Source organism: Microbacterium sp. Mcb102 (assembly GCF_024519805.1).
Taxonomy (GTDB): Bacteria; Actinomycetota; Actinomycetes; order Actinomycetales; family Microbacteriaceae; genus Microbacterium.
This window is the reverse complement of sequence record NZ_JALJRG010000001.1, coordinates 128,775-151,401: the sequence shown is the minus strand read 5'-3', so window position 1 is coordinate 151,401 and position 22,627 is coordinate 128,775. Positions and strand designations below refer to the sequence as shown.

Sequence of the window (22,627 nt, the reverse complement as noted above, 5' to 3'; positions counted from 1 at the left end):
TCAGTGGCTCCCGAGGGTGATCGACGCGCCGGGAATCGCCTGGAGCAGACGCTCCGTGTACTCCTGCTGCGGGTTCGCGAAGATGTCGTCGACCGTGCCGTGTTCGACGACGCGCCCTTGCTCCATCACACAGACGCGATCCGCGATCACCCGGACGACCGCGAGGTCGTGGGTGATGAACAGATACGTCAGGTCGAGCTCGGACTGGAGTTCGGCGAGCAGGTTCAGCACCTGCGCCTGCACCAGCACGTCCAGCGCCGACACGGCCTCGTCGAGGACGACGATCTCCGGCTTGAGCGCGAGGGCCCTGGCGATGGCGACGCGCTGACGCTGACCGCCCGAGAGCTCGTTCGGATACCGGTCGGCCACACTCGACGGGAGCGCGACCTGGTCCAGCACCTCGAGAACGCGCTTGCGGCGCGAGGCGGAGTCGCCGACCCCGTGCACGCGCAGCGGCTCCGCCACCGTGTTGCCGATGTTGTGCAGCGGATCCAGCGAACCGTACGGGTCCTGGAAGACCGGCTGCATCTCGCGACGCAGTGCCTGCAGCTCGGGCCGTGAGAGCGTGTCGGTGTCCCGACCGTTCACGAGGATCGAGCCCGACGTCTTCGTCTCCAGACGCAGCAGCATCTTGGCGGCGGTCGACTTGCCGGAACCGGATTCGCCGACGATGGCCATCGTGGAGCCCTTGGGCACCTGGAAGGACATCTTGTCGACGGCCGTGAAATCGGTGGAACGGAAGCCGCTCCCCCGGATCTTGTAGACCTTCGTCACATCTCGGAACTCGATCACCGGCTCGGCAGGAACCGCCTCGGTGTGGGCGATCGATGCGAGATCGACCGTGCCCGTGGACTCCGTGAGCACCTCGGCGAGAGGGTCGACGTGACCCGTGACCGCCGTCTGGATGCGCTTCGACGCCAGGCTCGGCGCCGCGGCGACCAGCCGCTGGGTGTACGGGTGCTGCGGGTTCTGCAGGATCTCGAGCGCGGGACCCGATTCCACGATGCGACCGCGATGCATCACGACGAGGTTCTCCGCCCGCTCCGCGGCGAGGCCGAGGTCGTGGGTGATGAACAGGACCGCGGTGTTGCGCTCCTTCGTGAGGGTGTCGAGGTGATCGAGGATCCGCTTCTGCACCGTGACGTCGAGCGCGCTGGTGGGCTCGTCGGCGATGAGCAGTTTCGGATCGGACGACAGCCCGATGCCGATGAGCACCCGCTGGCGCATGCCGCCGGAGAACTCGTGCGGGAACTGCCGCAGACGCCGATCGGCATCCGCCAGTCCCGCCTCCTTCAGCACCTGGATCGCCTGCTTGCGTGCAGCCTTGCGGCCGTCGGCCTGCCCGTTGGCGAGGATGGTCTCCTCCACCTGGAAACCGATGCGGTGCACCGGGTTGAGGCTGTTCATCGGGTCCTGGGGAACCAGGCCGATGAGGTTGCCGCGCACATGCTCGATCTCGGAGCGCCCGAGCTTCGTCAGGTCGCGACCCTCGAATTTGACGGCGCCACCGGTGACCTGCCCGCTGCCGGGCAGCAGGTTGATGATCGCGTGCGCGGTCGTCGACTTGCCCGAGCCGGACTCACCGACGATCGCCATGGTCTCGCCCGGGTAGATGTCGAAGCTGACGCCACGCACCGCTGGGACGAAACCGTCCTGCGTCTTGAACGCGACCTCCAGGTTCTCGATCGACAGGAGCGGGACATCGGGGTTGTATTCGGCGGTCATCGCAGTGCCCTCGCCTTCGGGTCGAGCGCGTCTCGCACCGTCTCGCCGAGCATGATGAACGACAGCACGGTGAGGGAGAGAGCGATCGACGGATAGATCAGCGGCATGGGGTCGGTGCGCAGACGCGTCTGCGCGGCCGCGATGTCGTTACCCCAGGAGATGAACTCCGGCGGCAGACCGACGCCCAGGAAGGACAGCGTGGCCTCGGCCGTGATGGCCGCGGCCAGACCGACCGTGCTGAGCACGATCACCGGGGCGATCGAGTTCGGCATGACGTGCGAGAACATCGTCCGCACCCTGGATACCCCGAGCGCTTCGGACGCCATCACGAAGTCAGCCGAACGCACGCGCAGGATCTCGGCGCGCAGGATGCGCGCCACCGAGGGCCATCCGAAGAAGCCGATCGCGAGGGAGACCACGAGGATGTTCCGGTTGTCGAGGAACATCGACATGATGACCACTGCGGCCAGCACGTAGGGGATCGCGAAGAACATGTCGCCGATGCGCATGAGGAGCGAATCGATCCAGCCGCCGAAGAAGCCGGCGAACGCTCCGATCACGATGCCCATGGCAGCGATGATGATCGTCACCAGGATGCCGACCGACAGCGAGGTCCCTGCGCCGTGCACGACACGGGAGTACACGTCACAGCCCTGGAAGGTGTACCCGAGCGGGTGCCCTGCGGAAGGGCCGTCGTTCGAGAACTTCAGGTCGCACTGGAAGGGGTCGACCGGAGCGAACAGGTCGGGGAACGACGCGATGATGACCAGCAGCACGACGAAGACGCCGGCGGTCCAGAACATCCAGCGACCACGGAGGTCGCGCCACGCATCGAGCCACAGGTTGCTCTTGCGCTCGCTGACACGGACGGCATCGACGGCCCCGAGGCCGCCCTCGTCTGCCTCGGCCACATAGTGCGCCATGCGGCGGGTGGGAGTGTTATCGGACATAGCGGATCCTCGGGTCGAGCACACCGTAGAGCAGATCGATGAACAGGTTGACCAGGACGTAGATCACGACGAGCACGGTCACGATCGAGACGATCTCCGGCCCATCGTGCTGGTTGATGGCCTTGAAGAGCTCGTTTCCGATACCGGGCACGTTGAACACGCCCTCGGTGACGGTGGCGCCGACGATCAGGATGCCGAAGTCGGCAGCGAGGTTCGTCGTCACGGGAATGAGCGAGTTGCGCAGCACGTGCACCGGGATGACACGCCGCGTGGGGAGGCCCTTGCCGAACGCCATCCGCACGAAGTCCTGCTGACGCGTCTCGATGACCGAGTTGCGCGTGAGCCGCACCACGTAGGCGAAGTTCAGTGCGGCGAGCACGATCGCCGGGAGTATCAGGTCCGACCAGGGCGCACCTCGTCCGACCGTCGGTCGGAACAGATGCAACTCGATGGCGAGGAAGTACTGCGCGATGAAGGCCAGCACGAACACCGGGATCGAGATGAGCAGAAGGCTCACCAGCATCGAGGCGTGGTCGAAAAGGCTGTTCTTGCGCAGGCCGGAGATGAGACCGACGACGACGCCGAAGAGCAGCTGGATGACGATCGCCAGCAGCGCGAGGCGCAGCGTCACCGGGAACTTCGCGGCGAGGATCTCATTGACGCTCTGGCCGCGGAAAGTCGTTCCCAGGTCGCCCTGGAACAGGTCGCCGAGGTAGATCAGGTAGCGCGTGAAGAACGGCTGGTCCAGGTGGTACTGCGCCTGCAAGGCGGCGTACTGCGCATCGGTCGGTGTCTTGTCACCGAACAGAGCGAGAATCGGGTCACCCGGTAGCAGGAAGACCATCGAGAAGATCAGGAAGGTCGCCCCGAGGAAGACGGGTATCGCCTGAAGAAGGCGACGAATGATGTAGGCAGTCATAGGCGTGAACTCAACCGCGCCGTGCGGGGCGACGCTTGCGCATCGCCCCGCACGGCGGGTTCAGATCAGAGCGGGAGTGTTACTCGCCGGCCTTGGTGATCTCGTACACGATCGGCCAGCTGTCCCAGCCGTACTCGACGTTGTCGACGAGCGTGGAGAAACCGGCGTTGGTCGAGCGGTACCAGAGCGGCAGGACGGGAAGGTCCGTGAACAGGACCTCCTGCGCCTGCTCGAAGAGCTTGTTGCCCTCTTCGACCGACGGCGCCGTGGAGCCCTTCTGCACGAGCTCGTCGTACTCGGGGTTCGAGTAGTCGCCGTCGTTGGAACCGGCACCCGTGATGAACAGCGCGCCCAGGATGTTGTACGCACCCGGGTAGTCGAACTGCCATCCCGAACGCGTCGCCGCGTTCAGCGAACGGTTCTTGATCTCCTCGCGGAGCGTAGCCAGGTCGGGGAAGGACTGACCGGCGGCGTCGATGCCCAGCGTGTTCTTGAGCTGGTTGGTGACCGCGTCGACCCAGGGCTGGTGTCCACCGTCGGCGTTGTACGCGATGGTGAACGTGCCGCTCCACGGGGCGATGGCGTCGGCCTGAGCCCACAGGTCCTTCGCCTTGTCGGCGTCGGCGTGCGTGACCTCGGAACCGGCGATCTCGTCGTTCCAGCCCGCGATCACCGGGGAGGTGAAGTCGACGGCCGGCGTGCGGGTACCCTCGAAGATCACGTCGGTGACCTGTTCGCGGTCGATCGCGTAGGAGATGGCCTGACGACGCAGGTTGCCCTCTTCGTCGTTGCCGAAGTGAGCGAGGCGTGCCGGGATGGTCAGGCCTTCCCAGATCGCGGCCGGCTGGTCGACGGCGCGGTCACCCAGGTCGTCCTTGTAGGTGGCCAGAGCCGTCGGCGGCACGCCGGGGTTGATCACGTCGAGGTTGTCCGAGAGCAGGTCGGTGTACGCAGCCTCGGCGGTCGCGTAGCTGACGAAGTCGACTCCGCCGTTCTGCGGCTTGCGGGGACCGTCGTAGCTCTCGTTCGGGAGCAGCGAGATCACGGAGTCGTGCTCCCACTTGTCGAGCACGTACGGGCCGTTGCCGACGGGAGCCTGGCCGAACGCCTCGGGGTCATCGAAGAACGACTCGGGGAGCGGCGCGAACACCTGGTAGCCCAGAGTGGTCGGGAAGTCCGACTGCGGAGCGGCGAGCTCGACCGTGAACGTCGTGTCGTCGACGACCTCGAGAGCGAGGGAGTCTTCCTTCACGGCGTCGGCGCTGTAGCCGGAGAAGTTGGCGAACCACCACTGGTTCTCGAAGGCGGGGTCGGAGGCGGCATACTGCCATGCCTCGACGAAGGACTCCGCGGTCACGGGGGTGTCGTCGCTGAACTTCTCACCCTCCTTGATCTTGATGGTCCAGGTCTGGTTGTCTTCCGACTCGATCGACTCGGCAAGGTCGTTGGCGAGGGCGCCGTCGGCTTCGTAGTAGACGAGACCGGCGAAGATGTTCTGCAGAACGAGTCCGCCGCCGACCTCGTTGGTCACGGCGGGGAGGAGCGGGTTCTGAGGCTCGTTGCTCTGAACCGTGACGATTCCGGTCGACGCTTCGCCGCCTTCTTCACCACTGCCGTTGTCGCCGCCGGATGCGCAGCCTGCGAGCGCGATCGCGCCGACGGCCAGCAGAGCGGTGCCCGCGAGGGCAGTCCTGTTTCTTTTCACTTTTGTCCTCCTGTGGACACGGGGATTCTGCGCGCTCACCATCGAGCAGGCAGGGATACCTGAGCGTAACCCGCACCCGCGTCGCCCCCGCCCTCAGCTAACGAACTGTTACTGAGTGGTGACCATACGTAACAAGGCCGAAACACCGGGAAAAGAGCGACGGTGCCGCACCCACAACAGGGGTGCAGCACCGTGTGCTCACATGAGCATCCGACTCAGGCGAAAGCCTCCACCGGCGGGCAGGCGCAGACGAGGTTGCGGTCGCCGTACGCCTGGTCGATGCGGCGCACCGGCGGCCAGTACTTGCCTGCGACGAGGGCGCGCACGGGGTATGCCGCCTCTTCCCGCGAGTACGCGTGGTTCCACTCCCCCGCGATGAGCGAGACCGCGGTGTGCGGCGCGTGCACGAGCGGGTTGTCGTCGGCCGGCCAGCGACCGGCGGCGACCCCCTCCGCCTCGGCCTTGATCATGACCATGGCCTCGATGAAGCGCTCGATCTCGTCGAGGTCCTCCGACTCGGTCGGCTCGATCATCAGCGTGCCCGCGACCGGGAACGACATGGTCGGGGCGTGGAAGCCGTAGTCGATGAGGCGCTTGGCGACGTCGTCGACCGTGATGCCGGTGGCCTCCTTGAGCGGACGCAGATCGAGGATGCACTCGTGAGCCACCCGCCCGTTCTCGCCCGTGTAGAGCACCGGGAAGTGCGCGCCGAGCCGCTCCGCCATGTAGTTCGCGGAGAGAACGGCCGCTGCGGTGGCGCGACGCAGTCCGTCGGCACCCATCATCCGCACGTACGCCCACGAGATCGGCAGGATCCCGGCAGAGCCGTAGGGCGCTGCGGAGATCACACCGCCCTCGAACGTGTACCCGCCGAAGTGCTCCGCGCTCTGGGCGAGCGGGTGCGAGGGCAGGAACGGCGCGAGGTGGGCCTTCGCCGCCACCGGACCGATGCCGGGGCCGCCGCCGCCGTGCGGGATGGCGAACGTCTTGTGCAGGTTGAGGTGCGAGACGTCGCCCCCCAGGTCGCCGAACCGCGCATAGCCGAGCAGCGCGTTGAGGTTCGCGCCGTCGACGTAGACCTGCCCGCCCGCGTCGTGCACGGCTGCCGTGATGTCGACCACCTGCTCCTCGTACACGCCGTGCGTGGAGGGGTACGTGATCATCAGGGCCGAGAGGTCGTCGGCGTGCAGCGCGATCTTCGCGCGCAGATCGTCGAGGTCGACGTTGCCGAGCTCGTCGGTCGCGACGACCACGACCTTCATGCCGGCGAGGACGGCCGACGCCGCGTTCGTGCCGTGCGCCGAAGACGGGATCAGGCAGATCGTGCGGTGCTGGTCGCCGTTGGCGTGGTGGTAGCCGCGGATCGCGAGCAGCCCCGCGAGTTCACCCTGCGAGCCCGCGTTCGGCTGCAGCGAGACCGCGTCGTACCCGGTGACCTCGGCGAGCCAGCCCTCGAGCTGATCGATGAGCTCGAGGTATCCCTGCACATCGGCCGCCGGAGCGAACGGGTGGATGCCCGCGAACTCGGGCCACGTGATCGCCGCCATCTCGGTGGCCGCGTTGAGCTTCATCGTGCAGGAGCCCAGCGGGATCATGCCGCGGTCGAGCGCGTAGTCGCGGTCGGCGAGGCTCTTCAGATACCGCATCATGGCGGTCTCGCTGCGGTGTGCGTGGAACACCGGGTGCGTGAGGTACTCGTCCTGACGCCCCAGGTCCGACGGCAGGGCGTTGCTGCCACGCTGCAGGAAGCCGAACGCACGCTCCTGCGCGCCACCGAAGACCATCGCCACCTGATGCAGCTCGGTCACCGTGGTGGTCTCATCGACCGAGATGCCGATCGTGTCGGCATCGGCGACGCGGAGCAGGATGCCGTATCCGTCGCGCGCCTGCGCGGCGTGCTCGGCCGCACGCCCCGGCACCCGCACCGTGACCGTGTCGAAGAACGCGTCGTGCACGACCTCGGCGCCCGCCTCGGCGAGCCAGGTACCGAGCAGCGCCGCCTTCGTGGCTGCTTCTGAGGCGATCCCACGGAGCCCATCCGGGCCGTGATAGACCGCGTACATCGCCGCCATCACGGCCAGCAGCACCTGGGCGGTGCAGATGTTCGACGTCGCCTTCTCACGGCGGATGTGCTGCTCGCGCGTCTGCAGAGAGAGACGGTACGCGGGCTTGCCGTCGGCATCCACCGACACCCCGACGAGACGGCCAGGGAGCTGTCGCTCGAGGCCGGAGCGGACGGCCATGTAGCCGGCGTGCGGCCCGCCGAAGCCCATCGGCACTCCGAAGCGCTGCGTCGTGCCGACGGCCACATCCGCGCCCAGCGACCCGGGCGACGCGATCAGTGTGAGCGCGAGCAGATCAGCCGCTGCGACGGCGAGTCCGCCGGCGAGGTGCGCGGCGTCGAACACGGCGGACGGATCCCAGACCCGACCCGATGCGCCCGGGTACTGGACGAAGACACCGAAGAGATCACCGGGCAGCTCCTCCCCCGCGGCGAAGTCGACGGACACGATCTCGATCCCGAGGGCTTCCGCGCGGGTCGTGAGCATCGCCCTGGTCTGCGGCAGCGCGTCGGCGTCGACCGCGAACACGTTCGAGGACGACTTCGAGGCGCGTCGCGCCAGCAGCATCCCCTCGACGACGGCCGTGGACTCGTCCAGCATCGAGGCGTTGGCCGTGGTGAGACCGGTGAGGTCGGAGACCATGGTCTGGAAGTTGATGAGCGCCTCGAGGCGACCCTGCGAGATCTCCGGCTGGTAGGGCGTGTACGCCGTGTACCAGGACGGATTCTCCAGCACGTTGCGCTGGATCACCTGCGGCGTGATGGTCCCGTAGTAGCCGAGGCCGATCATCGGGCGGTTCACGGTGTTGCGGGACGCGAGGGTCCGCAGCTCTGCGAGCGCCTCGGTCTCGCTCGCTGCCGAGGGGATGCGAGTCGGCGTTCCACCCTCGGATTCGGGAGACGGTCCGGTGTAGATCGACGCCGGCACGGCCTGGCGCATCAGCGCCTCGACCGGGCTCAGCGCGTCGTCCGCTCCGGCGGTGTCGAGACCGAGGGCAGCGAGCATCGTGCGCTGCGCGGCATCCGTGGGTCCGATGTGACGATCGGCGAAAGTGACCACTGGTGAATCAGCCCTCCGTCAGCGCGACGTAGGCGTCGCGGTCCAGCAGACCGTCGAGCGCACCGGCGGAGACGGTGACCTTGAGCAGCCAGCCACCCTCGAACGGTGCCGCGTTGACGAGCGACGGATCGTCGACGGCTGCGTCGTTGATCTCGACGACGGTGCCGGTGACCGGCGCGTAGAGCTCGCCCACCGACTTCGTGGATTCGATCTCTCCCACGACGGAGCCGGCGGTGACCTCGGTGCCGACGGCGGGGAGTTCGACGAACACGACGTCACCCAGCTTCTCGGCGGCGTAGTCGGTGATGCCGATGGTCACGGTGTCGCCGTCAGCGGCGATCCACTCGTGCTCTTCGGTGTAGCTGAGGGCGGCGAGGTCGGTCATTTGGTCCTCCGGTAGAAAGGCAGGGCGGTCACGGTCGCGGGGATCTTCGTCCCCCGCACATCAAGGAATACTGCTGTTCCCTCTTCGGCGGAAGAAGGGTGCACGTAGGCCATCGCGATCGGATGGCCGAGAGTAGGGCTGAGGGCTCCGCTGGTGATCTCGCCGAGCTTCTCCCCTTCGCCGTCGACGACGGCATAGCCGGCGCGGCCGGCGCGCTTGCCCTCGGCGACGAGGCCGACCAGCACGGGGGCGTCGGATGCGCCGCCCTGCTCGACGGCGGCGAGCGCTTCCTTGCCGACGAACTCATCCTTGGCCGTTACGGCGACGCGTCCGAGTCCGGCCTGTGCCGGCAGCGTGTCGAGGCTCAGCTCGTGCCCGTACAACGGCATGCCCGCCTCGAGGCGAAGGGTGTCGCGCGCCGCGAGACCGGCGGGCACGAGCCCGTGCGGTTCGCCTGCCGAGACCAGTGCGTCCCACAGTGCGAGCGCGTCAGCAGCAGAGACGAGCAGTTCGAAGCCGTCTTCGCCCGTGTATCCCGTGCGGGCGATGAGCAGGGGCTCTCCGAGGAAACGTGCGTCGGCCCACGCGTAGTACTTCTGATCGGCCCAGGGACTGCTGAGCTCAGTGATGCCGGAGGTCGCAGCGAGGATCGCCTCGGCGGCAGGCCCCTGAACCGCGAGCAGCGCGTAGGAGTCCGACACATCCTCCACATCGACGCCGCGGTCGCCGAGGAAGCCGGCGAAGCTGCGGTCCTCCCCCGGCGTCAGCGGTGGCAGCTCGCGCTCGATGAGCGAGGGGAAATCGCGGACGCGCTTCGCGAACGCGGAGTCGACGAAGCCGCGGTTGCCGGCGTTCGCGATCACGAGGTAGCGGTCGTCCGCCAACCGGTACGCGATGACATCGTCGACGATGCCGCCGTTCGCGGCCAGCATCAGCGAGTACTTCGCCTTGCCCACCGGCATCGCGGAGATGCGTCCGGCGAGCGCGAAATCGAGGAACTCGGCCGCCTTCTCGCCCGTGACGAGGAACTCCGCCATGTGCGAGATGTCGAAGATACCGGCAGCCTGTCGCACGGCGTGGTGCTCGGCGAGGTCGGAGGTGTAGCGCACGGGCATCTGCCAGCCGCCGAAGTCGGTGAACGACGCGCCGAGCGCCTCATGGCGTTCACGCAGCGGGGTGTAGCGGGGGTCGGACATGGAGTTCTCCCGGGCTGTGACGGGCGGAACGGCGGCATCGCCGCTCCTCGGAACTCCCCCTCTGTCATAGGCCTGAGAGCTTCACCCATGCACGGAGGCGGGGTTTTCACCGTCGGCGGATCCGCAGTCTCGCGGGATCGCTTTTCAGAGTGGCCGGAACCGCGCGGTACGCGTACCTGAGAGATTGGCGGGGAGGCTTGCTCCTTCGGTGCCCGGCTGCGTTCGCCGGGGCTCTCCCGCGTGGTTCATTCGGCCTGTCTTCAATTGTGGGTTCAGTCTAGCCCGTCCGGTCCCTGGCGCCGGATTCCGGGGACGCGCGTTCGAATCGCGCGAATGGTCCCACTCGGGGCTCCGAGAGGGCCATTCGCGCGATTCGAAGCGAGGCTGTCAGTGCGCGATGCCGAGCTCGGCGCGCACCTCGTCGCGGAGGCGGCCGAGGTTGTCGGGCTCGGGTGCGGCGCCCAGGAGCGTCTTGGTGTACTCGTGCTGCGGGTTGAGGATGACCTCGTCCGCAGGCCCGCGTTCCACGACGTCGCCCTTGTAGAGCACCATGATCTCGTCCGAGAAGTGTCGGGCGGTGGCCAGGTCGTGCGTGATGTAGAGGACGCCGAGGTTCTCCTCGCGCTGCAGGTCTGCGAGGAGGTTCAGCACCCCGAGACGGATCGACACGTCCAGCATCGACACCGGCTCGTCCGCGACGATGAACCGCGCCCCGGGGGCCAGGGCCCGTGCGATCGCGACGCGCTGACGCTGTCCACCGGAGAGCTCGTGCGGGCGACGGTCGGCGTAGCTCTCCCCCGGAGTGAGTCGCACGCGCTCCAGCAGCTCCACGGCCCGCTCCCGCACCTCGCCACGAGACAGCTCCGGGTGGTGCAGGCGGATCGGCCGCTCGAGGTGATGCACGATCGTGTGGAAAGGGTTCAACGACGCGAACGGGTCCTGGAACACCATCTGCACATCGGCGCGGTAGCGTTCCAGCGCCCGGCCGCGGGTTCCGGACGGTTTCCCGTCCAGCAGGATCTCCCCGCTGGTCGGGGTCTCCAGCTTCATGAGCATCCGCGCGATGGTCGATTTCCCCGACCCCGACTCGCCGACCAGAGCGACCGTCTTGCCCGCCTCGATCGTGAAGGACACGTCTTTCACCGCGTGCAGGATGCTCGTCTTGAAACCGGAGCGCAGGGGGAAGTCCTTCACCAGGTTCCGGGCCTCCAGCCGCGCCGGCTGCGCCGCGGTGGGTGCGGTCGTGTTCGCGCTCATCGGACGCCCTCCTGGCTGACACCGGTGCGGACGAAGTCGCCGCGTTCGCCCTTGAGCGACGGGAAGCTCGACAGCAGCCGTTTCGTGTACTCGTGCTGCGGGGTCCGGTAGATATCCTCCGCCGTGCCCTGCTCGACGATCTGTCCCTGCAGCATGATCGCGATCCGGTCGCTGATCTCGATCAGCATCGGCAGGTCGTGGGTGATGAAGATCACCGCGAACCCGAGCTTCTCGCGCAGCCGCATGATCTCGCGGATGATCCCGCGCTGCACGACCACGTCGAGCGCGGTCGTCGGCTCGTCCATGATCATCACCTGCGGATCGAGGGCGAGGGCCATCGCGATCATCATCCGCTGCCGCATGCCGCCCGAGAGTTCGTGCGGGAAGCTCGTCAGGCGGTTCGGGTCGACGCCGACCAGGGTGAGCAGCTCTTCCGCCCGTGCGGTCTTCGCCTTCTTGCCCATACCAGGTCGATGCGTGTCGAAGATGTCGAAGATCTGCGCCTTGACCGAGATCACCGGGTTGAGCGAGTTCATCGCCCCCTGGAAGACCATCGAGATCTTGTCCCACCGGAACGCCCGGAGGCCCTCGCCGTCGAGACCCACGATGTCGATGTCATGACCGTCGCGGTCATGGAAGACGATCTCCCCCGCCGTCATCAGCGCCGGCGCCTTGAGGAGTCGGTTCATCCCATAGGCCAGGGTCGTCTTGCCGCAGCCGGACTCTCCCGCGAGACCCAGGATCTCGCCGCGGTTCAGCGTCAGCGACACATCGCGCACGGCTTTCACCGGCGGGTCGACCTCGTACTCGATCGACACGTTCCGCGCCGTCAGCACCGGCTCGCTCATGCGGTGACCCCCTTGGTCTTCGCGGCCTTGCGCACACGGCGCGCGGCGTCGGGCGCGTTGCGCAGCTTCGGGTTGATGACCTCGTCGATCGCGAAGTTGATCAGTGCGAGGCCGGCGCCGAGGATGGCGATCATGATGCCCGGCGGGACGAACCACCACCACGCTCCGCGGCCGAGCGCCTGGCCGGACTGTGCGTCGTTGAGGATGGTTCCCCAGGTGATCGAGTCCGTCGGCCCGAGCCCCAGATATGACAGCCCGGCCTCGCCGAGGATCGCGAAGATCAGAGCGAAGAGGAACTGCGCCGTGAGCAGCGGCAGGAGGTTCGGCATGATCTCGACCAGGATCACACGCAGCGACCGCTCGCCGGCCACCTTCGAGGCGTAGACGTAGTCGCGGGTGCGGAGGGAACGGGTCTGCAGGCGCAGGACGTAGGCGGCGCCGGCCCAGGAGGTGATGCCGAGGAAGATCGCGACCAGCTGCCAGGTGCGCTGGGGCACGAAGGAGGCGATCACCATGACCAGCGGCAAGGCGGGGATGACGATCATCACGTTGGTGATGAGGGCGAGTCCGTCTTCGCGCCAGCCGCCCAGGTATCCGGCGAGGACACCGAAGACGAGCGACAGCACGATCGCGATCACGCTGGCGATCAACCCGACCATGAGCGATCCCTGCGCACCGATCGCGAGCTGGGCGAACATGTCGTTGCCGAGCTTCGTGGTGCCCAACCAGTGCTCCGCCGACGGCGGCTGCAGTGCAGGGTTCGCCGTGCTGCGCGGGTTCTGCGTGAAGAACGGCGCGATGATCGCGAACAGCACGATGGCGAGCACGAGGAGCGAGCCGACGATGAACTTCGGCGATGTGCTCGGCAGGATGCGCCGCTTGCGGCCTCGGCTCTGTGTGGCGAGTGAGACGGTGCTGGCCGGCGCCGTCATGGGCGCGTCTTCCACGGTCAGGAGACCGGCGGTGTTCTGCGGATCAGACATTCTGGCGCGCCCTCGGGTCGATGAAGCCATAGACGAGGTCCATGATGAAGTTGGCGGCGAGCACCGTGATGGTGATCACCAGGAACAGTCCCTGCATCAGTGCATAGTCGTTGTTCGTGACGGCCTGGAACATCAGCTTGCCGATGCCGGGATACGTGAACACCTGCTCCATGACGATGGAGCCGGAGACGACGAAGCCCAGCGTGATCGAGAATCCGGCGATCGACGGGATCGCCGCGTTCCTCGCGGCGTAGGTCGTCATGATGCGGCGGTGCCGAAGACCCTTGGCCTCGGCGGTGAGGACGTAGTCCTCGGCGAGTGTGGCCACCATCATGTTGCGCATGCCGAACAACCAGCCGCCCACGGAGCTGATCACGATCGTGATCGCCGGGAGGAGCGAGTGCGCGAACGCGTCGGAGAAGAACGCCCAGGTGGGCTCAGGCCCGTCCGGGAAGTCGAACACGTCGTAGCCCCCGAAGATCGGGAACCAGCCGAGGCCGACCGCGAACACCGAGACCAGGATCAGCGCCAGCCAGAAGTACGGGATGGACTGCAGCACGGTGGTCGCAGGGATGACGTGGTCGACCCAGGTGCCCCGCTTCCATCCGGCCCACGCACCCAGCGCGACACCGAGGACGAAGGAGATGACGGTCGCGGTGCCGACCAGGACGAGTGTCCAGGGCAGCGCTCCGGCGATGAGCTCACTCACCGGCGTCGGGAACTTGGTGACCGAGATCCCGAGGTCGCCGCGGAACATGCGGCCCCAGTACGCGAGGTACTGGTCCCAGAGCGAGGAGTCGTCGCCACCGAGCAGGAGCTTGATGTTGCGGATCGTCGTCTCCGAGATCTCGCCGCCCGCCCGCTGCATCTTGGCGATCATGATGTCGGCGGGGTTCCCCGGCATGAGACGGGGAAGCAGGAAGTTGAGAGAGATCGCGGCCCACAGCGTGAACGCGTAGAACCCGATTCTTCGTGCATAGAACTTCATGTCACTCTTTCCTGACTTCCTGCTTCCCGTCTCCTTTCGACTACTTGGCCGGCTGCAGCTGCGTCAGGACGTAGCCTGCCGCGATCGCACCCCAGGACGGCGGGAAGGCGTAGAGGTCCTCCTCCGTCGGCCAACCCGTGAAGTCCTTCGTGTTGTAGAACGTCTGGGTCGCGTTGATCACCAGCGGGATGTAGGGCAGGTCGCGGACGATCTCGGTCTGGATCGTGCCGTACAGCTCCTTCTTCTCCGCCTCGTCATCGGTGCTGATCGCGGCCTGCACCGCAGCGTCGACCGTCGGGTTGTTGTACCGGCTGAAGTTCCAGCGACCCGCCGGGACCTCGGTGCCGACCGGGCTGGTCGACTGCACCGCGGTGCCGCCGAACCAGTCACGGTAGATCTGGAACGGGTCTGCCACCGACGTGCCGATCATGCCGCCGACGATGAGCTGGAACTCTCCACCCTGTCGGGAGTCGGAGAACTCCTGCCACTGCACGGTGGAGACGTTGATCTTGATGCCGGCCGCGGCCGCCTGCTCGGCGATCAGCTTGGCGGCGTCGTTGTAGTCCGTCCAGCCGTCGACCGAGGTGAGGGTGAGCTCGAGAGGCACGCCGCCCTTCGCATAGAAGTCGCCGTCCTTCGTGTAACCGGCGGCCTCGAGGATCGCACCCGCCTCTGCGACGTTCGCCTCCTGGGGGCTGACCTCGTTGGCGGGATCCGCGACCCACTTCTCGTCACGGGGCAGCAGAGCGTACGTCGGCGAGATGTCACCGGTGAGCCCGACGAACGCCTTGTCCTTGATGGTGGCGCGGTCGATCGCGACGTTGAGCGCCTGACGCACGGCGACGTCGGTCTGCGGACCGGTGCAGCCGAGCTCGGCGTTCGAGCAGGTGTACAGGACTGTGGGGTCCTGCGGGGTGTTGATCCAGTCGATCTTTCCGTTGCCGGTCACATCGTCCGGGTTCGGGATGAACATGCCGGTCCAGTCGAGCTCGCCGGCGGCGAGCAGGTCCTGCGCGGTCTGGTTGTTGTCGACCGCGATGTACTGGACCTTCTTGACACCGAGCTTGTCGGCGTCGCGGAAGTTCTCGTTCGCGACGATGGTGTAGGACTCGCTGGTCGTCTTCTCGACGACGTATGCGCCCGAACCGACGGGCTCCTCGTTGGTGAAGTTCGCGAAGTCCTTGACGTCCGCCCAGATGTGCTCGGGGAGGATGTAGGTCGAGCCGAGGCGCTGGAACTCCGTCGTGTACTGCGCGGACGAGTACGTCAGCACGACGGTGGTGTCGTCGGTGGCCTCGGCGGAGACCAGACCGTTGCCCTCGGGATTGTTCGCCTCGTACTTGAACGAGAACGCGACGTCCTTCGCGGTGAGGGGCTCCCCGTCGCTCCACTTGAGGTCGGGCTTGATGGCGATCGTGATCACCGTGCCGTCCTCGTTGTACTCGAAGGTGTCGCCGATCAGGCCGACGGGCTCGGTGTCAGCCGTCTTGTTGTAGAAGAACAGCGGCTCGTAGATGGGGCCGAGCGCGCCGTGGAGCACGGTGGGCGCGAACGGGTTGTAGTTCGCGGCGATCGGCGTCTGGCTGCCGGCCCAGACGCGAAGGGCGCGGTCGCTGTCGGCATTGCCGTCGTCGCCGCCGCCGGTGCCGCAGGCGGTGAGGCCCATGGCGAGGACGGATGCTCCGGCGATCGCGGTGAGCGCGATTCTGCGCTTTCCGTTTCGGATCATTTCTCTTGTTTCCTCTCGGTGCTGCACTGCAGGAGGGATCGCTCCGGATGGAGCGGAACCCCGACTGTGGGGTTCGTGGGCCCGGGGAGGTGGCCGATCGGCCTCTTCCCGGAGGGGGTTTGTTAGGACAGTAACCTAACAAACCCTGTGGCGGCGAACAACCCTCCTGGAACGCGCCAGATAACGTTTCGGCCTCGACGCGAGAAGGCGTCATGTGCGCGCACTAAGGGTCTCGATGACACTAAGATCGAATTCGGAGGTTAAGGTGTCTATGACTCGAAGCGGGGACATCCGGGTGGCCGTCTCGACGGTCATCCTGACGCTGCGGCGCACCGACGACGGACGCGCGGTCCTCGCGCTGCCCCTCGTCCTGCGCACCCGCGAGCCCTTCGCCGACCAGTGGGCGCTTCCCGGTGGCTGGCTCACCGCGACCGAGTCGCCCGTCGACGCCGCAGCTCGCACCCTCGCCGAGACGACGGGTCTCGCCCCCAGTTACCTGGAGCAGCTGTACGCCTTCGGTGCTGTCGACCGCTCCCCCACCCGAGTCGTCTCGATCGTGTACTGGGCGCTGCTGCGTCAAGACGACGTGACCGCGCAGATCTCCGCCCACCGGGCATCCGGTCATGCCCCCGAGAACGTCCGGTGGTTCGACATCGATCAGTTGCCGCAACTGGCCTTCGATCACGGCCAGATCGTCGAATACGCCCTCTGGCGCCTGCGCAACAAGGTCGGCTACAGCCGAGTCGCACAAGGCTTCCTGCCCGCCGAGTTCACGCTGGCGGAGCTGCGCGAGGCGTACGAATCGATCCTCGGCAAGAACCTCGATCCCGCCAACTTCCGTCGTCAGGTGGAATCCGCGGGCAACCTGCTCCCCACCGACCGCTTCCGCACCGGGAGCCACCGTCCTGCACGTCTGTACCGCGACAACACCGATGTCGAGCTGGCCGACCGCGGCCCCCTCGGTCCCGAAGAAACGAGCACCCGATGAGCATCACTTTCGTCCCCGCGCCCGCGGTTCCGCCGCTGGACGCTTCGGTGGACCACGCGATCCAGGCGATCGTCGCGGGCACATCCACCGACCCGACCTGCGCCACCGACCTGGCCGCGGGGCCGTGGGACTTCGACTCCCGACCCGGATACGGACCCGGCTCCTCGATGGGTGATGTGATCCCCACGGGATCCCCACGGCAAGGCGAACTCCCCGTCGCGTATCGGGAGGCTTCGGAGGACGAGCTCGACGCACGCATCCGCGCGGCGAAGGCCACTCTCGGCGATCGGGTCGTGATCCTGGGCCACTTCTACCAGCGCGAAGAGGTCGTGCGGCACGCGGACTACGTCGGCGACTCCTTCCAGCTCGCCACGGCAGCCAAAGGCAGAGCAGACGCCGAGGCGATCGTGTTCTGCGGCGTGCACTTCATGGCCGAGACCGCGGATCTGCTCTCGCAGCCCGAGCAGGCCGTGATCCTGCCGAACCTCGCCGCCGGATGCTCGATGGCCGACATGGCCGACATTGACCAGGTCGAGGAGTGCTGGGAGCAGCTGGCAGACGTCTTCGGCGATCTCGACACCCCCGACGCGGACGGCCGCGTGCCCGTGATCCCCGTGACGTACATGAACTCCTCGGCGGCGATCAAGGGCTTCGTCGGACGCCACGGCGGGATCGTGTGCACTTCGTCCAACGCCCAGACCGTTCTCGAGTGGGCCTTCGAGCGCGGCCGGCGGGTGCTGTTCTTCCCCGACCAGCACCTGGGGCGTAACACCGCCAAGGCGATGGGCGTGCCGCTCGAGCAGATGCCGATGTGGAACCCGCGGCGAGCGCTCGGCGGCTCCTCGGCCGCTGAGCTCGTCGATTCCCGGGTGATCCTGTGGCACGGCTTCTGCTCCGTGCACCGGCGCTTCACCGTCGGGCAGATCGACCAGGCCCGCGCCGACCACCCCGGCGTGCGGGTGATCGTGCACCCGGAATGCCCGATGGAGGTGGTCGACGCGGCGGACGAGGCCGGCTCGACCGAGTACATCCGCCGAGCGATCGACTCGGCGACCGAGCCCACGACGTTCGCCATCGGAACCGAGATCAACCTCGTGCGCCGGCTCGCGGCGCAGTACCCGCAGCACGAGATCTTCTGTCTGGACCCGGTCGTCTGCCCCTGCTCGACGATGTACCGCATCCACCCCGGCTACCTGGCCTGGGTGCTGGAGGAGCTCGTCGCCGGTCGCACGCCGAACAGGATCACGGTCACCGGCGACGTCGCCGAGCCCGCCCGAGTGGCGCTGGAGCGGATGCTCGCTGCGAAGCCCCCGGTGAGTGCGAGCACACGATGAACGTCCTGGTCGTCGGCTCGGGCATCGCCGGTCTCACGGCGGCACTCCACGCGCACGAGGCCGGACACGCGGTGACGCTCGTCACCAAGGGAGCGCTCGGGGACGGGTCGACCGGCCTCGCCCAGGGAGGCGTCGCGGGCATCTACGGGCCCGACGACTCGGCGCAGCAGCATGCCGCCGACACGATGGACGCCGGTGCCGGGCTCTCGGATCCCGCGGCTGTCGACGTGCTGGTGGCCGAGGGCGCCGAGCGGATCGCGGAGCTGATCGCCCGCGGCGTCGGGTTCGATCGGACGGCCGAGGGGGCGTTGCAGCTCGGACGCGAGGCGGCCCACCGCCATGCACGCATCGTGCACGCCGGCGGGGATGCCACGGGCGCGGCGATCTCCGCGGCGCTGATCGCTGCCGTGCGGCGCGCACCGATCACCGCGGTCGAGCAGGCTCTGCTCACCGAGCTCATAGTGGCCGACGGCACCGTGCGCGGCATCCGTGTGCTGCGTGACGGGGACACCACCGAGCTCCACGCCGACGCGGTGATCCTCGCGACGGGTGGCGCGGGCCGCCTCTACGCGCACACGACCAACCCGACCGGCGCCACCGGCGACGGCATCGCCGTGGCCCTGCGCGCGGGCGCGGCTGTCGCCGACCTGGAGTTCGTGCAGTTCCATCCGACGATCCTGGCGTCGGGTCCGGCGTTCCTCATCTCGGAGGCCGTGCGCGGGGAGGGTGCGACCCTGCTCGACGACGCCGGTCGACGCTTCACGTTCGACAGTCATCCCGACGGTGAGCTGGCCCCTCGCGATGTAGTCTCCCGGGCCATCGCACGGCAGGCGTCCGCGCAGGGGTGGCCGGTGCGCCTGGACGCCACGATGCTCGGGGCCGAGACCCTCGCCGCGCGCTTCCCGACCATCGATCATGTGACGAGGGAGCGTGGATTCGACTGGTCGCGCGAGCCGATCCCGGTGACCCCCGCCGCGCACTACCTGATGGGCGGTGTCGTCACCGACCTCGACGGCCGCACCACACTCCCCGGACTCTTCGCGGTCGGCGAGGTCGCCCGCACCGGCGTGCATGGGGCGAACCGTCTGGCGTCCAACTCCCTGCTCGAGGGAGCCGTCTTCGGCGCGAGGGCCGCTGCTGCGCTGACGATGCCTTGGCGTCTCGTGCCGGTGCCCGCACCCCCTGCCGCTGTCCGGCCGCCGGTGGAGGACAGCGGATCGGATACGCCGGAATTCAGCCGCGCCGCGCTGCAGCAGCTGATGTGGGATGAGGTCGGGCTGCTCCGTACCCACGACGGCCTCGCACATGCACTGGCCATCGTGCGCGCCTGGACTGCATCTTCGTCGCGGCCGACCACGACCGTCGAGCACGAGAACGCGAACCTGCTGCTCCTCGCTGAAGCCACCGCCTCCGCCGCGCTGGAGCGCACCGTCTCGGTCGGCGCCCACCACCGAATCGACGCCGCAGCCTCCGCGGACGCCGCGCCGGCCCGCCCCCGCTCATCGATCCTGGAGACCGTCTGATGCTCACCCGCTCCACCCTGACCCGCGTCGTCGGCGCAGCCCTCGAGGAGGACGCGCCGTGGGGCGACCTCACCAGCACGACGCTGCTTCCCGTCGAGGCGACAGCCACCGCCGACCTCGTCGCGCGCGAGGCAGGGGTGTTCAGCGGCGGTGAGGTCTTCACTGCCGCGTTCGCCCTCACCGATCCGACCCTGGTCGTCGATCTGCACGTCGGCGACGGCGACGACTTCATCGCGGGCGACGTCCTCGCCTCGGTCTCCGGATCGGCGCGCGGCATCCTCACCGCGGAACGCGTCGCCTTGAACTTCACCCAGCGGATGAGCGGCATCGCGACGCTCACCGCGTCCTACGTCGCGGCTGTCGACGGCACCCGCGCGCGCATCGCCGACACGCGCAAGACGACCCCGGGCCTGCGCGCGTTCGAGCGGCACGCGGTCGAATCCGGCGGCGGCCGCAACCACCGGTACTCGCTGTCCGACGCCGTGATGGCCAAGGACAACCATCTCGCCGTGCTCACCCGTTCCGGCCTCGACCTCGCCTCGGCGCTGCGCGACGCTCTGTCCCGTCTGCCGCACACCACGCACGTCGTCGTCGAGGTCGATCGCCTCGACCAGATCGCTGCCGTCCTCGACGGTGGTGCCCACACCGTGCTGCTGGACAACTTCTCGCTCGACGATCTGCGCGAAGGTGTCGCCCTGATCGGCGACCGGGCCACGGTCGAAGCGTCGGGAGGAGTGAACCTCGACACCGTCGGTGACATCGCACGCACCGGCGTCGACGTGATCTCGGTGGGGGCGCTGACGCACTCCGCGCGCGCTCTCGACCTCGGCCTGGACCTGCGGATCGACTGAGCCCGTGCTGTACCTCGACCACGCCGCGACATCCCCGGTGCGACCGGAGGTGCTGGAGGCGATGCGCCCGTACCTGACGGGCGTGTTCGGCAACCCGTCCAGCCACCACACCGCGGGAGAGGCTGCGGCGAGCGCCCTCGACGACGCCCGCGCCCGGGTCGCACGCGTCCTGGGGATGCGTGCCGGTGATGTCGTGTTCACCGCAGGCGGCACCGAGGCGAACAACCTCGCGGTCAAGGGCATCGTGCTCGCGGCGCTCGAGGCAGGGCGACGACACCTGGTGATCTCCCCGATCGAGCACGAATCGATCCTGGAGTCGGCCGAGTACCTGAAACGCTTCCACTCCGTCGACGTGAGCCTGCTGCCGGTGGATACCGGCGGACGGATCTCTGCGGATGCCGTCGCCGCGGCGATCCGCCCCGACACCGCGCTGGTCTCGGTGGGGCACGCGAACAACGAGATCGGCACCGTTCAGGATGCAGCGGCGCTGTCGGCCGCCACCCGCGCCGCCCGCGTGCCCCTGCACCTCGACGCCGTGCAGTCGGCCGGGTGGCTTCCCCTGCACGAGCTCGGTGCCGATGCAGTATCGATCGCCGGGCACAAGCTCGGCGCCCCCAAGGGGATCGGCACACTCGCCGTGCGCGGACGTGTGCCCATCGAGCCTCTGCTGCACGGTGGCGGTCAGGAACGCGGGCGGCGCTCGGGCACCGAGAACGTCGCCGGGGCTGTGGCGCTCGCGACCGCGCTGGAGCTCGCGGAGCAGGAACGGGCGACCGTGACGGCGCGGGTGGGTTCGGCCACCGCGCGGTTCATCTCCCTCGTGCTGAACAGCGTTCCGGAAGCCGCGCTCACCGGCGACGCCGTGCGCCGTCTGCCCGGGACGGCGAACTTCACGTTCGCCGGCACCAGCGGCGAGTCCGTGCTGCTGGAGCTGGAGCGCCGCGGGGTCATCTCCTCCAGTGGCTCGGCGTGCGCGGCCGGCAGCGACGAGCCGTCTCATGTGCTCCTCGCGTGCGGCGTGCCTTCCGAGGTCGCGCAGACATCCGTCCGGTTCACCTTCGGTCGGGAGGAACTGGCCGAGGACGCACCCGAGCGGCTGTCTGCGCTCGTCGCGGAGTCCGTGCGCGCGGCGCGAGGCTGATGCACAGCCATAGACTCGGCTGGTGACCGCTGCCGCCCCGATCGTGACCGTGATCGTCCCCGGACGCGACATCGCCGCCTTCGCCCCCGCCGCACTCGACTCGCTGCGTGCACAGACCGAGTTGCGATGGCGCGCGATCCTCATCGACGACGGTTCGACCGACGACACCGGTGCGATCTTCGACGCGGCGGCCGCCGCCGACGACCGGTTCACGGCCATCCACCACGCCGCATCCCGCGGCCTCGGCGCCGCGCGCAACGTCGGCCTCGACCTCGTGGACACGCCCTATCTCGGGTTCCTCGACGGCGACGACGAGCTTCTGCCCCACGCGCTCGCCCGGATGACGGGCACACTCGAGAAGTCCGGGAGCGACTTCGTGGCGGGCGCCTACGTGCGTTCACGCTCACAGGGAGCCGCGTACGTCGCCGGGCGCGTGCAGCCCTGGGTGGCGGCGGCGACCTCGCCGGAGCGCATCGGCACCGCACTCGCGGCACACCCGCGGGCGGTGTCGAACATCGTCGCCTGGTCCAAGGTGAGCCGCACCGAGTTCTGGCAAGATCTCCGCTTCCCCGAGGGGGTCGCGTACGAGGACCAGGTGGTCGCCCAGCTCATGTACACCCGGGCGCGGGCCTTCGATGTGATCCCCGACGTCGTCGTGCAGTGGCGACTCCGGGCCGACGGCACCTCGATCACGCAGGGCAAAGCACAGCTGCCCGTGCTGAGGGACTACCTCGCGGCGTTGCGTGGCGGTATCCGTGTGCTGCACGAGGCGGGTGCCCGACGCTCGGTCGTCGCCCGGCTCGACCTGATCCTCGCCATGGACATGCCGTCCCTCCTCGACATCGCGCACAGCCACCCCGACCCGGCATACGCCGCCGAGGTCGACACCTTCATCGCAGAGCTGCGGGCACTCCCCGAGTTCGCCGATGCTTCCCCCGATCCCACCATCACCGCCGCACTCGCGTGGTGACGCCGCACCGCTG

Annotated in this window: 18 protein-coding genes and 1 riboswitch; of the genes, 6 read left to right on the top strand and 12 right to left on the bottom strand. The window is 68.1% G+C overall.

The features are described from left to right. The 12 genes from OC372_RS00740 to OC372_RS00685 all read right to left on the bottom strand — a co-directional run bounded on the left by OC372_RS00740 (position 1) and on the right by OC372_RS00685 (position 15,807). Positions 1–1,725 (bottom strand): ABC transporter ATP-binding protein, encoded by a 1,725-nt coding sequence (locus tag OC372_RS00740; RefSeq protein WP_262000641.1) that lies wholly within the window; start codon positions 1,723–1,725, stop codon positions 1–3. Next, positions 1,722–2,675 (bottom strand): ABC transporter permease, encoded by a 954-nt coding sequence (locus OC372_RS00735; RefSeq protein WP_029262911.1) that lies wholly within the window; start codon positions 2,673–2,675, stop codon positions 1,722–1,724. The genes OC372_RS00740 and OC372_RS00735 overlap by 4 nt, the downstream gene beginning before the upstream one ends. Further along, complete coding sequence (locus OC372_RS00730) at positions 2,665–3,594, bottom strand: ABC transporter permease (protein WP_029262912.1); 930 nt, start codon at positions 3,592–3,594, stop codon at positions 2,665–2,667. The genes OC372_RS00735 and OC372_RS00730 overlap by 11 nt, the downstream gene beginning before the upstream one ends. Positions 3,595–3,673: 79 nt before the next feature. Then, the gene (locus OC372_RS00725) at positions 3,674–5,299 is read right to left on the bottom strand and encodes an ABC transporter substrate-binding protein (protein ID WP_029262913.1); all 1,626 of its coding nucleotides are present in this window, start codon (positions 5,297–5,299) and stop codon (positions 3,674–3,676) included. A gap of 215 nt (positions 5,300–5,514) precedes the next feature. After that, the gene (gene gcvP / locus OC372_RS00720; protein WP_410054851.1) at positions 5,515–8,367 is read right to left on the bottom strand and encodes an aminomethyl-transferring glycine dehydrogenase; all 2,853 of its coding nucleotides are present in this window, start codon (positions 8,365–8,367) and stop codon (positions 5,515–5,517) included. Positions 8,368–8,428: 61 nt separating this feature from the next. After that, positions 8,429–8,806 (bottom strand): glycine cleavage system protein GcvH, encoded by a 378-nt coding sequence (gene gcvH / locus OC372_RS00715; protein ID WP_105709585.1) that lies wholly within the window; start codon positions 8,804–8,806, stop codon positions 8,429–8,431. Further along, on the bottom strand, positions 8,803–10,002 hold the full coding sequence (locus OC372_RS00710) for a glycine cleavage system aminomethyltransferase GcvT (protein ID WP_262000639.1): 1,200 nt from the start codon (positions 10,000–10,002) through the stop codon (positions 8,803–8,805). The genes gcvH and OC372_RS00710 overlap by 4 nt, the downstream gene beginning before the upstream one ends. Before the next feature lie 154 nt (positions 10,003–10,156). After that, a riboswitch (glycine riboswitch) is annotated at positions 10,157–10,251 on the bottom strand. Positions 10,252–10,389: 138 nt separating this feature from the next. After that, on the bottom strand, positions 10,390–11,259 hold the full coding sequence (locus OC372_RS00705) for an ABC transporter ATP-binding protein (RefSeq protein WP_105709583.1): 870 nt from the start codon (positions 11,257–11,259) through the stop codon (positions 10,390–10,392). Then, on the bottom strand, positions 11,256–12,107 hold the full coding sequence (locus tag OC372_RS00700) for an ABC transporter ATP-binding protein (RefSeq protein WP_262000638.1): 852 nt from the start codon (positions 12,105–12,107) through the stop codon (positions 11,256–11,258). The genes OC372_RS00705 and OC372_RS00700 overlap by 4 nt, the downstream gene beginning before the upstream one ends. Then, entirely contained in the window at positions 12,104–13,090 is a 987-nt protein-coding gene (locus tag OC372_RS00695) for an ABC transporter permease (RefSeq protein WP_105709582.1), read from the bottom strand. The genes OC372_RS00700 and OC372_RS00695 overlap by 4 nt, the downstream gene beginning before the upstream one ends. After that, complete coding sequence (locus tag OC372_RS00690; protein WP_105709581.1) at positions 13,083–14,078, bottom strand: ABC transporter permease; 996 nt, start codon at positions 14,076–14,078, stop codon at positions 13,083–13,085. Before OC372_RS00690 ends, OC372_RS00695 begins: the two co-directional genes overlap by 8 nt. Positions 14,079–14,118: 40 nt before the next feature. Continuing rightward, the gene (locus OC372_RS00685; protein ID WP_105709580.1) at positions 14,119–15,807 is read right to left on the bottom strand and encodes an ABC transporter substrate-binding protein; all 1,689 of its coding nucleotides are present in this window, start codon (positions 15,805–15,807) and stop codon (positions 14,119–14,121) included. Positions 15,808–16,078: 271 nt separating this feature from the next. On the opposite strand from OC372_RS00685, the gene OC372_RS00680 reads away from it, so the two are divergent. Genes OC372_RS00680 through OC372_RS00655 form a run of 6 tightly spaced genes read left to right on the top strand, consistent with a single transcriptional unit; the run spans position 16,079 to position 22,614 of the window. After that, positions 16,079–16,795, top strand: coding sequence for an NUDIX hydrolase (locus OC372_RS00680; protein WP_262000637.1), 717 nt, complete (start codon positions 16,079–16,081; stop codon positions 16,793–16,795). Beyond that, positions 16,792–18,129 (top strand): quinolinate synthase NadA, encoded by a 1,338-nt coding sequence (nadA, locus tag OC372_RS00675; protein ID WP_262000636.1) that lies wholly within the window; start codon positions 16,792–16,794, stop codon positions 18,127–18,129. The genes OC372_RS00680 and nadA overlap by 4 nt, the downstream gene beginning before the upstream one ends. Further along, entirely contained in the window at positions 18,126–19,652 is a 1,527-nt protein-coding gene (gene nadB / locus OC372_RS00670; protein ID WP_262000635.1) for an L-aspartate oxidase, read from the top strand. The genes nadA and nadB overlap by 4 nt, the downstream gene beginning before the upstream one ends. Beyond that, a complete protein-coding gene (gene nadC / locus OC372_RS00665; protein WP_262000634.1) occupies positions 19,652–20,503 on the top strand; it encodes a carboxylating nicotinate-nucleotide diphosphorylase in 852 nt (283 codons plus the stop codon). The genes nadB and nadC overlap by 1 nt, the downstream gene beginning before the upstream one ends. A 4-nt stretch (positions 20,504–20,507) precedes the next feature. Further along, positions 20,508–21,644 carry a cysteine desulfurase family protein gene (locus OC372_RS00660; RefSeq protein WP_262000633.1) on the top strand — a complete coding sequence of 379 codons (1,137 nt, stop codon included), beginning with the start codon at positions 20,508–20,510 and terminating at the stop codon, positions 21,642–21,644. 22 nt (positions 21,645–21,666) lie between these two features. Then, positions 21,667–22,614, top strand: coding sequence for a glycosyltransferase family 2 protein (locus OC372_RS00655; RefSeq protein ID WP_262000632.1), 948 nt, complete (start codon positions 21,667–21,669; stop codon positions 22,612–22,614). The last annotated feature ends 13 nt before the right edge of the window (positions 22,615–22,627 follow it).

Coding starts and splice junctions, on each gene's coding strand:
- OC372_RS00690 (WP_105709581.1), bottom strand. CDS start 14,078: ATGAAGTTCTATGCACGAAGAATCGGGTTCTACGCGTTCACGCTGTGG.
- gcvP (WP_410054851.1), bottom strand. CDS start 8,367: ATGCTCGCTGCCCTCGGTCTCGACACCGCCGGAGCGGACGACGCGCTG.
- nadA (WP_262000636.1), top strand. CDS start 16,792: ATGAGCATCACTTTCGTCCCCGCGCCCGCGGTTCCGCCGCTGGACGCT.
- nadC (WP_262000634.1), top strand. CDS start 19,652: ATGCTCACCCGCTCCACCCTGACCCGCGTCGTCGGCGCAGCCCTCGAG.
- OC372_RS00735 (WP_029262911.1), bottom strand. CDS start 2,675: ATGTCCGATAACACTCCCACCCGCCGCATGGCGCACTATGTGGCCGAG.
- OC372_RS00695 (WP_105709582.1), bottom strand. CDS start 13,090: ATGTCTGATCCGCAGAACACCGCCGGTCTCCTGACCGTGGAAGACGCG.
- OC372_RS00700 (WP_262000638.1), bottom strand. CDS start 12,107: ATGAGCGAGCCGGTGCTGACGGCGCGGAACGTGTCGATCGAGTACGAG.
- gcvH (WP_105709585.1), bottom strand. CDS start 8,806: ATGACCGACCTCGCCGCCCTCAGCTACACCGAAGAGCACGAGTGGATC.
- OC372_RS00705 (WP_105709583.1), bottom strand. CDS start 11,259: ATGAGCGCGAACACGACCGCACCCACCGCGGCGCAGCCGGCGCGGCTG.
- OC372_RS00740 (WP_262000641.1), bottom strand. CDS start 1,725: ATGACCGCCGAATACAACCCCGATGTCCCGCTCCTGTCGATCGAGAAC.
- nadB (WP_262000635.1), top strand. CDS start 18,126: ATGAACGTCCTGGTCGTCGGCTCGGGCATCGCCGGTCTCACGGCGGCA.
- OC372_RS00685 (WP_105709580.1), bottom strand. CDS start 15,807: ATGATCCGAAACGGAAAGCGCAGAATCGCGCTCACCGCGATCGCCGGA.
- OC372_RS00710 (WP_262000639.1), bottom strand. CDS start 10,002: ATGTCCGACCCCCGCTACACCCCGCTGCGTGAACGCCATGAGGCGCTC.
- OC372_RS00680 (WP_262000637.1), top strand. CDS start 16,079: ATGACTCGAAGCGGGGACATCCGGGTGGCCGTCTCGACGGTCATCCTG.
- OC372_RS00730 (WP_029262912.1), bottom strand. CDS start 3,594: ATGACTGCCTACATCATTCGTCGCCTTCTTCAGGCGATACCCGTCTTC.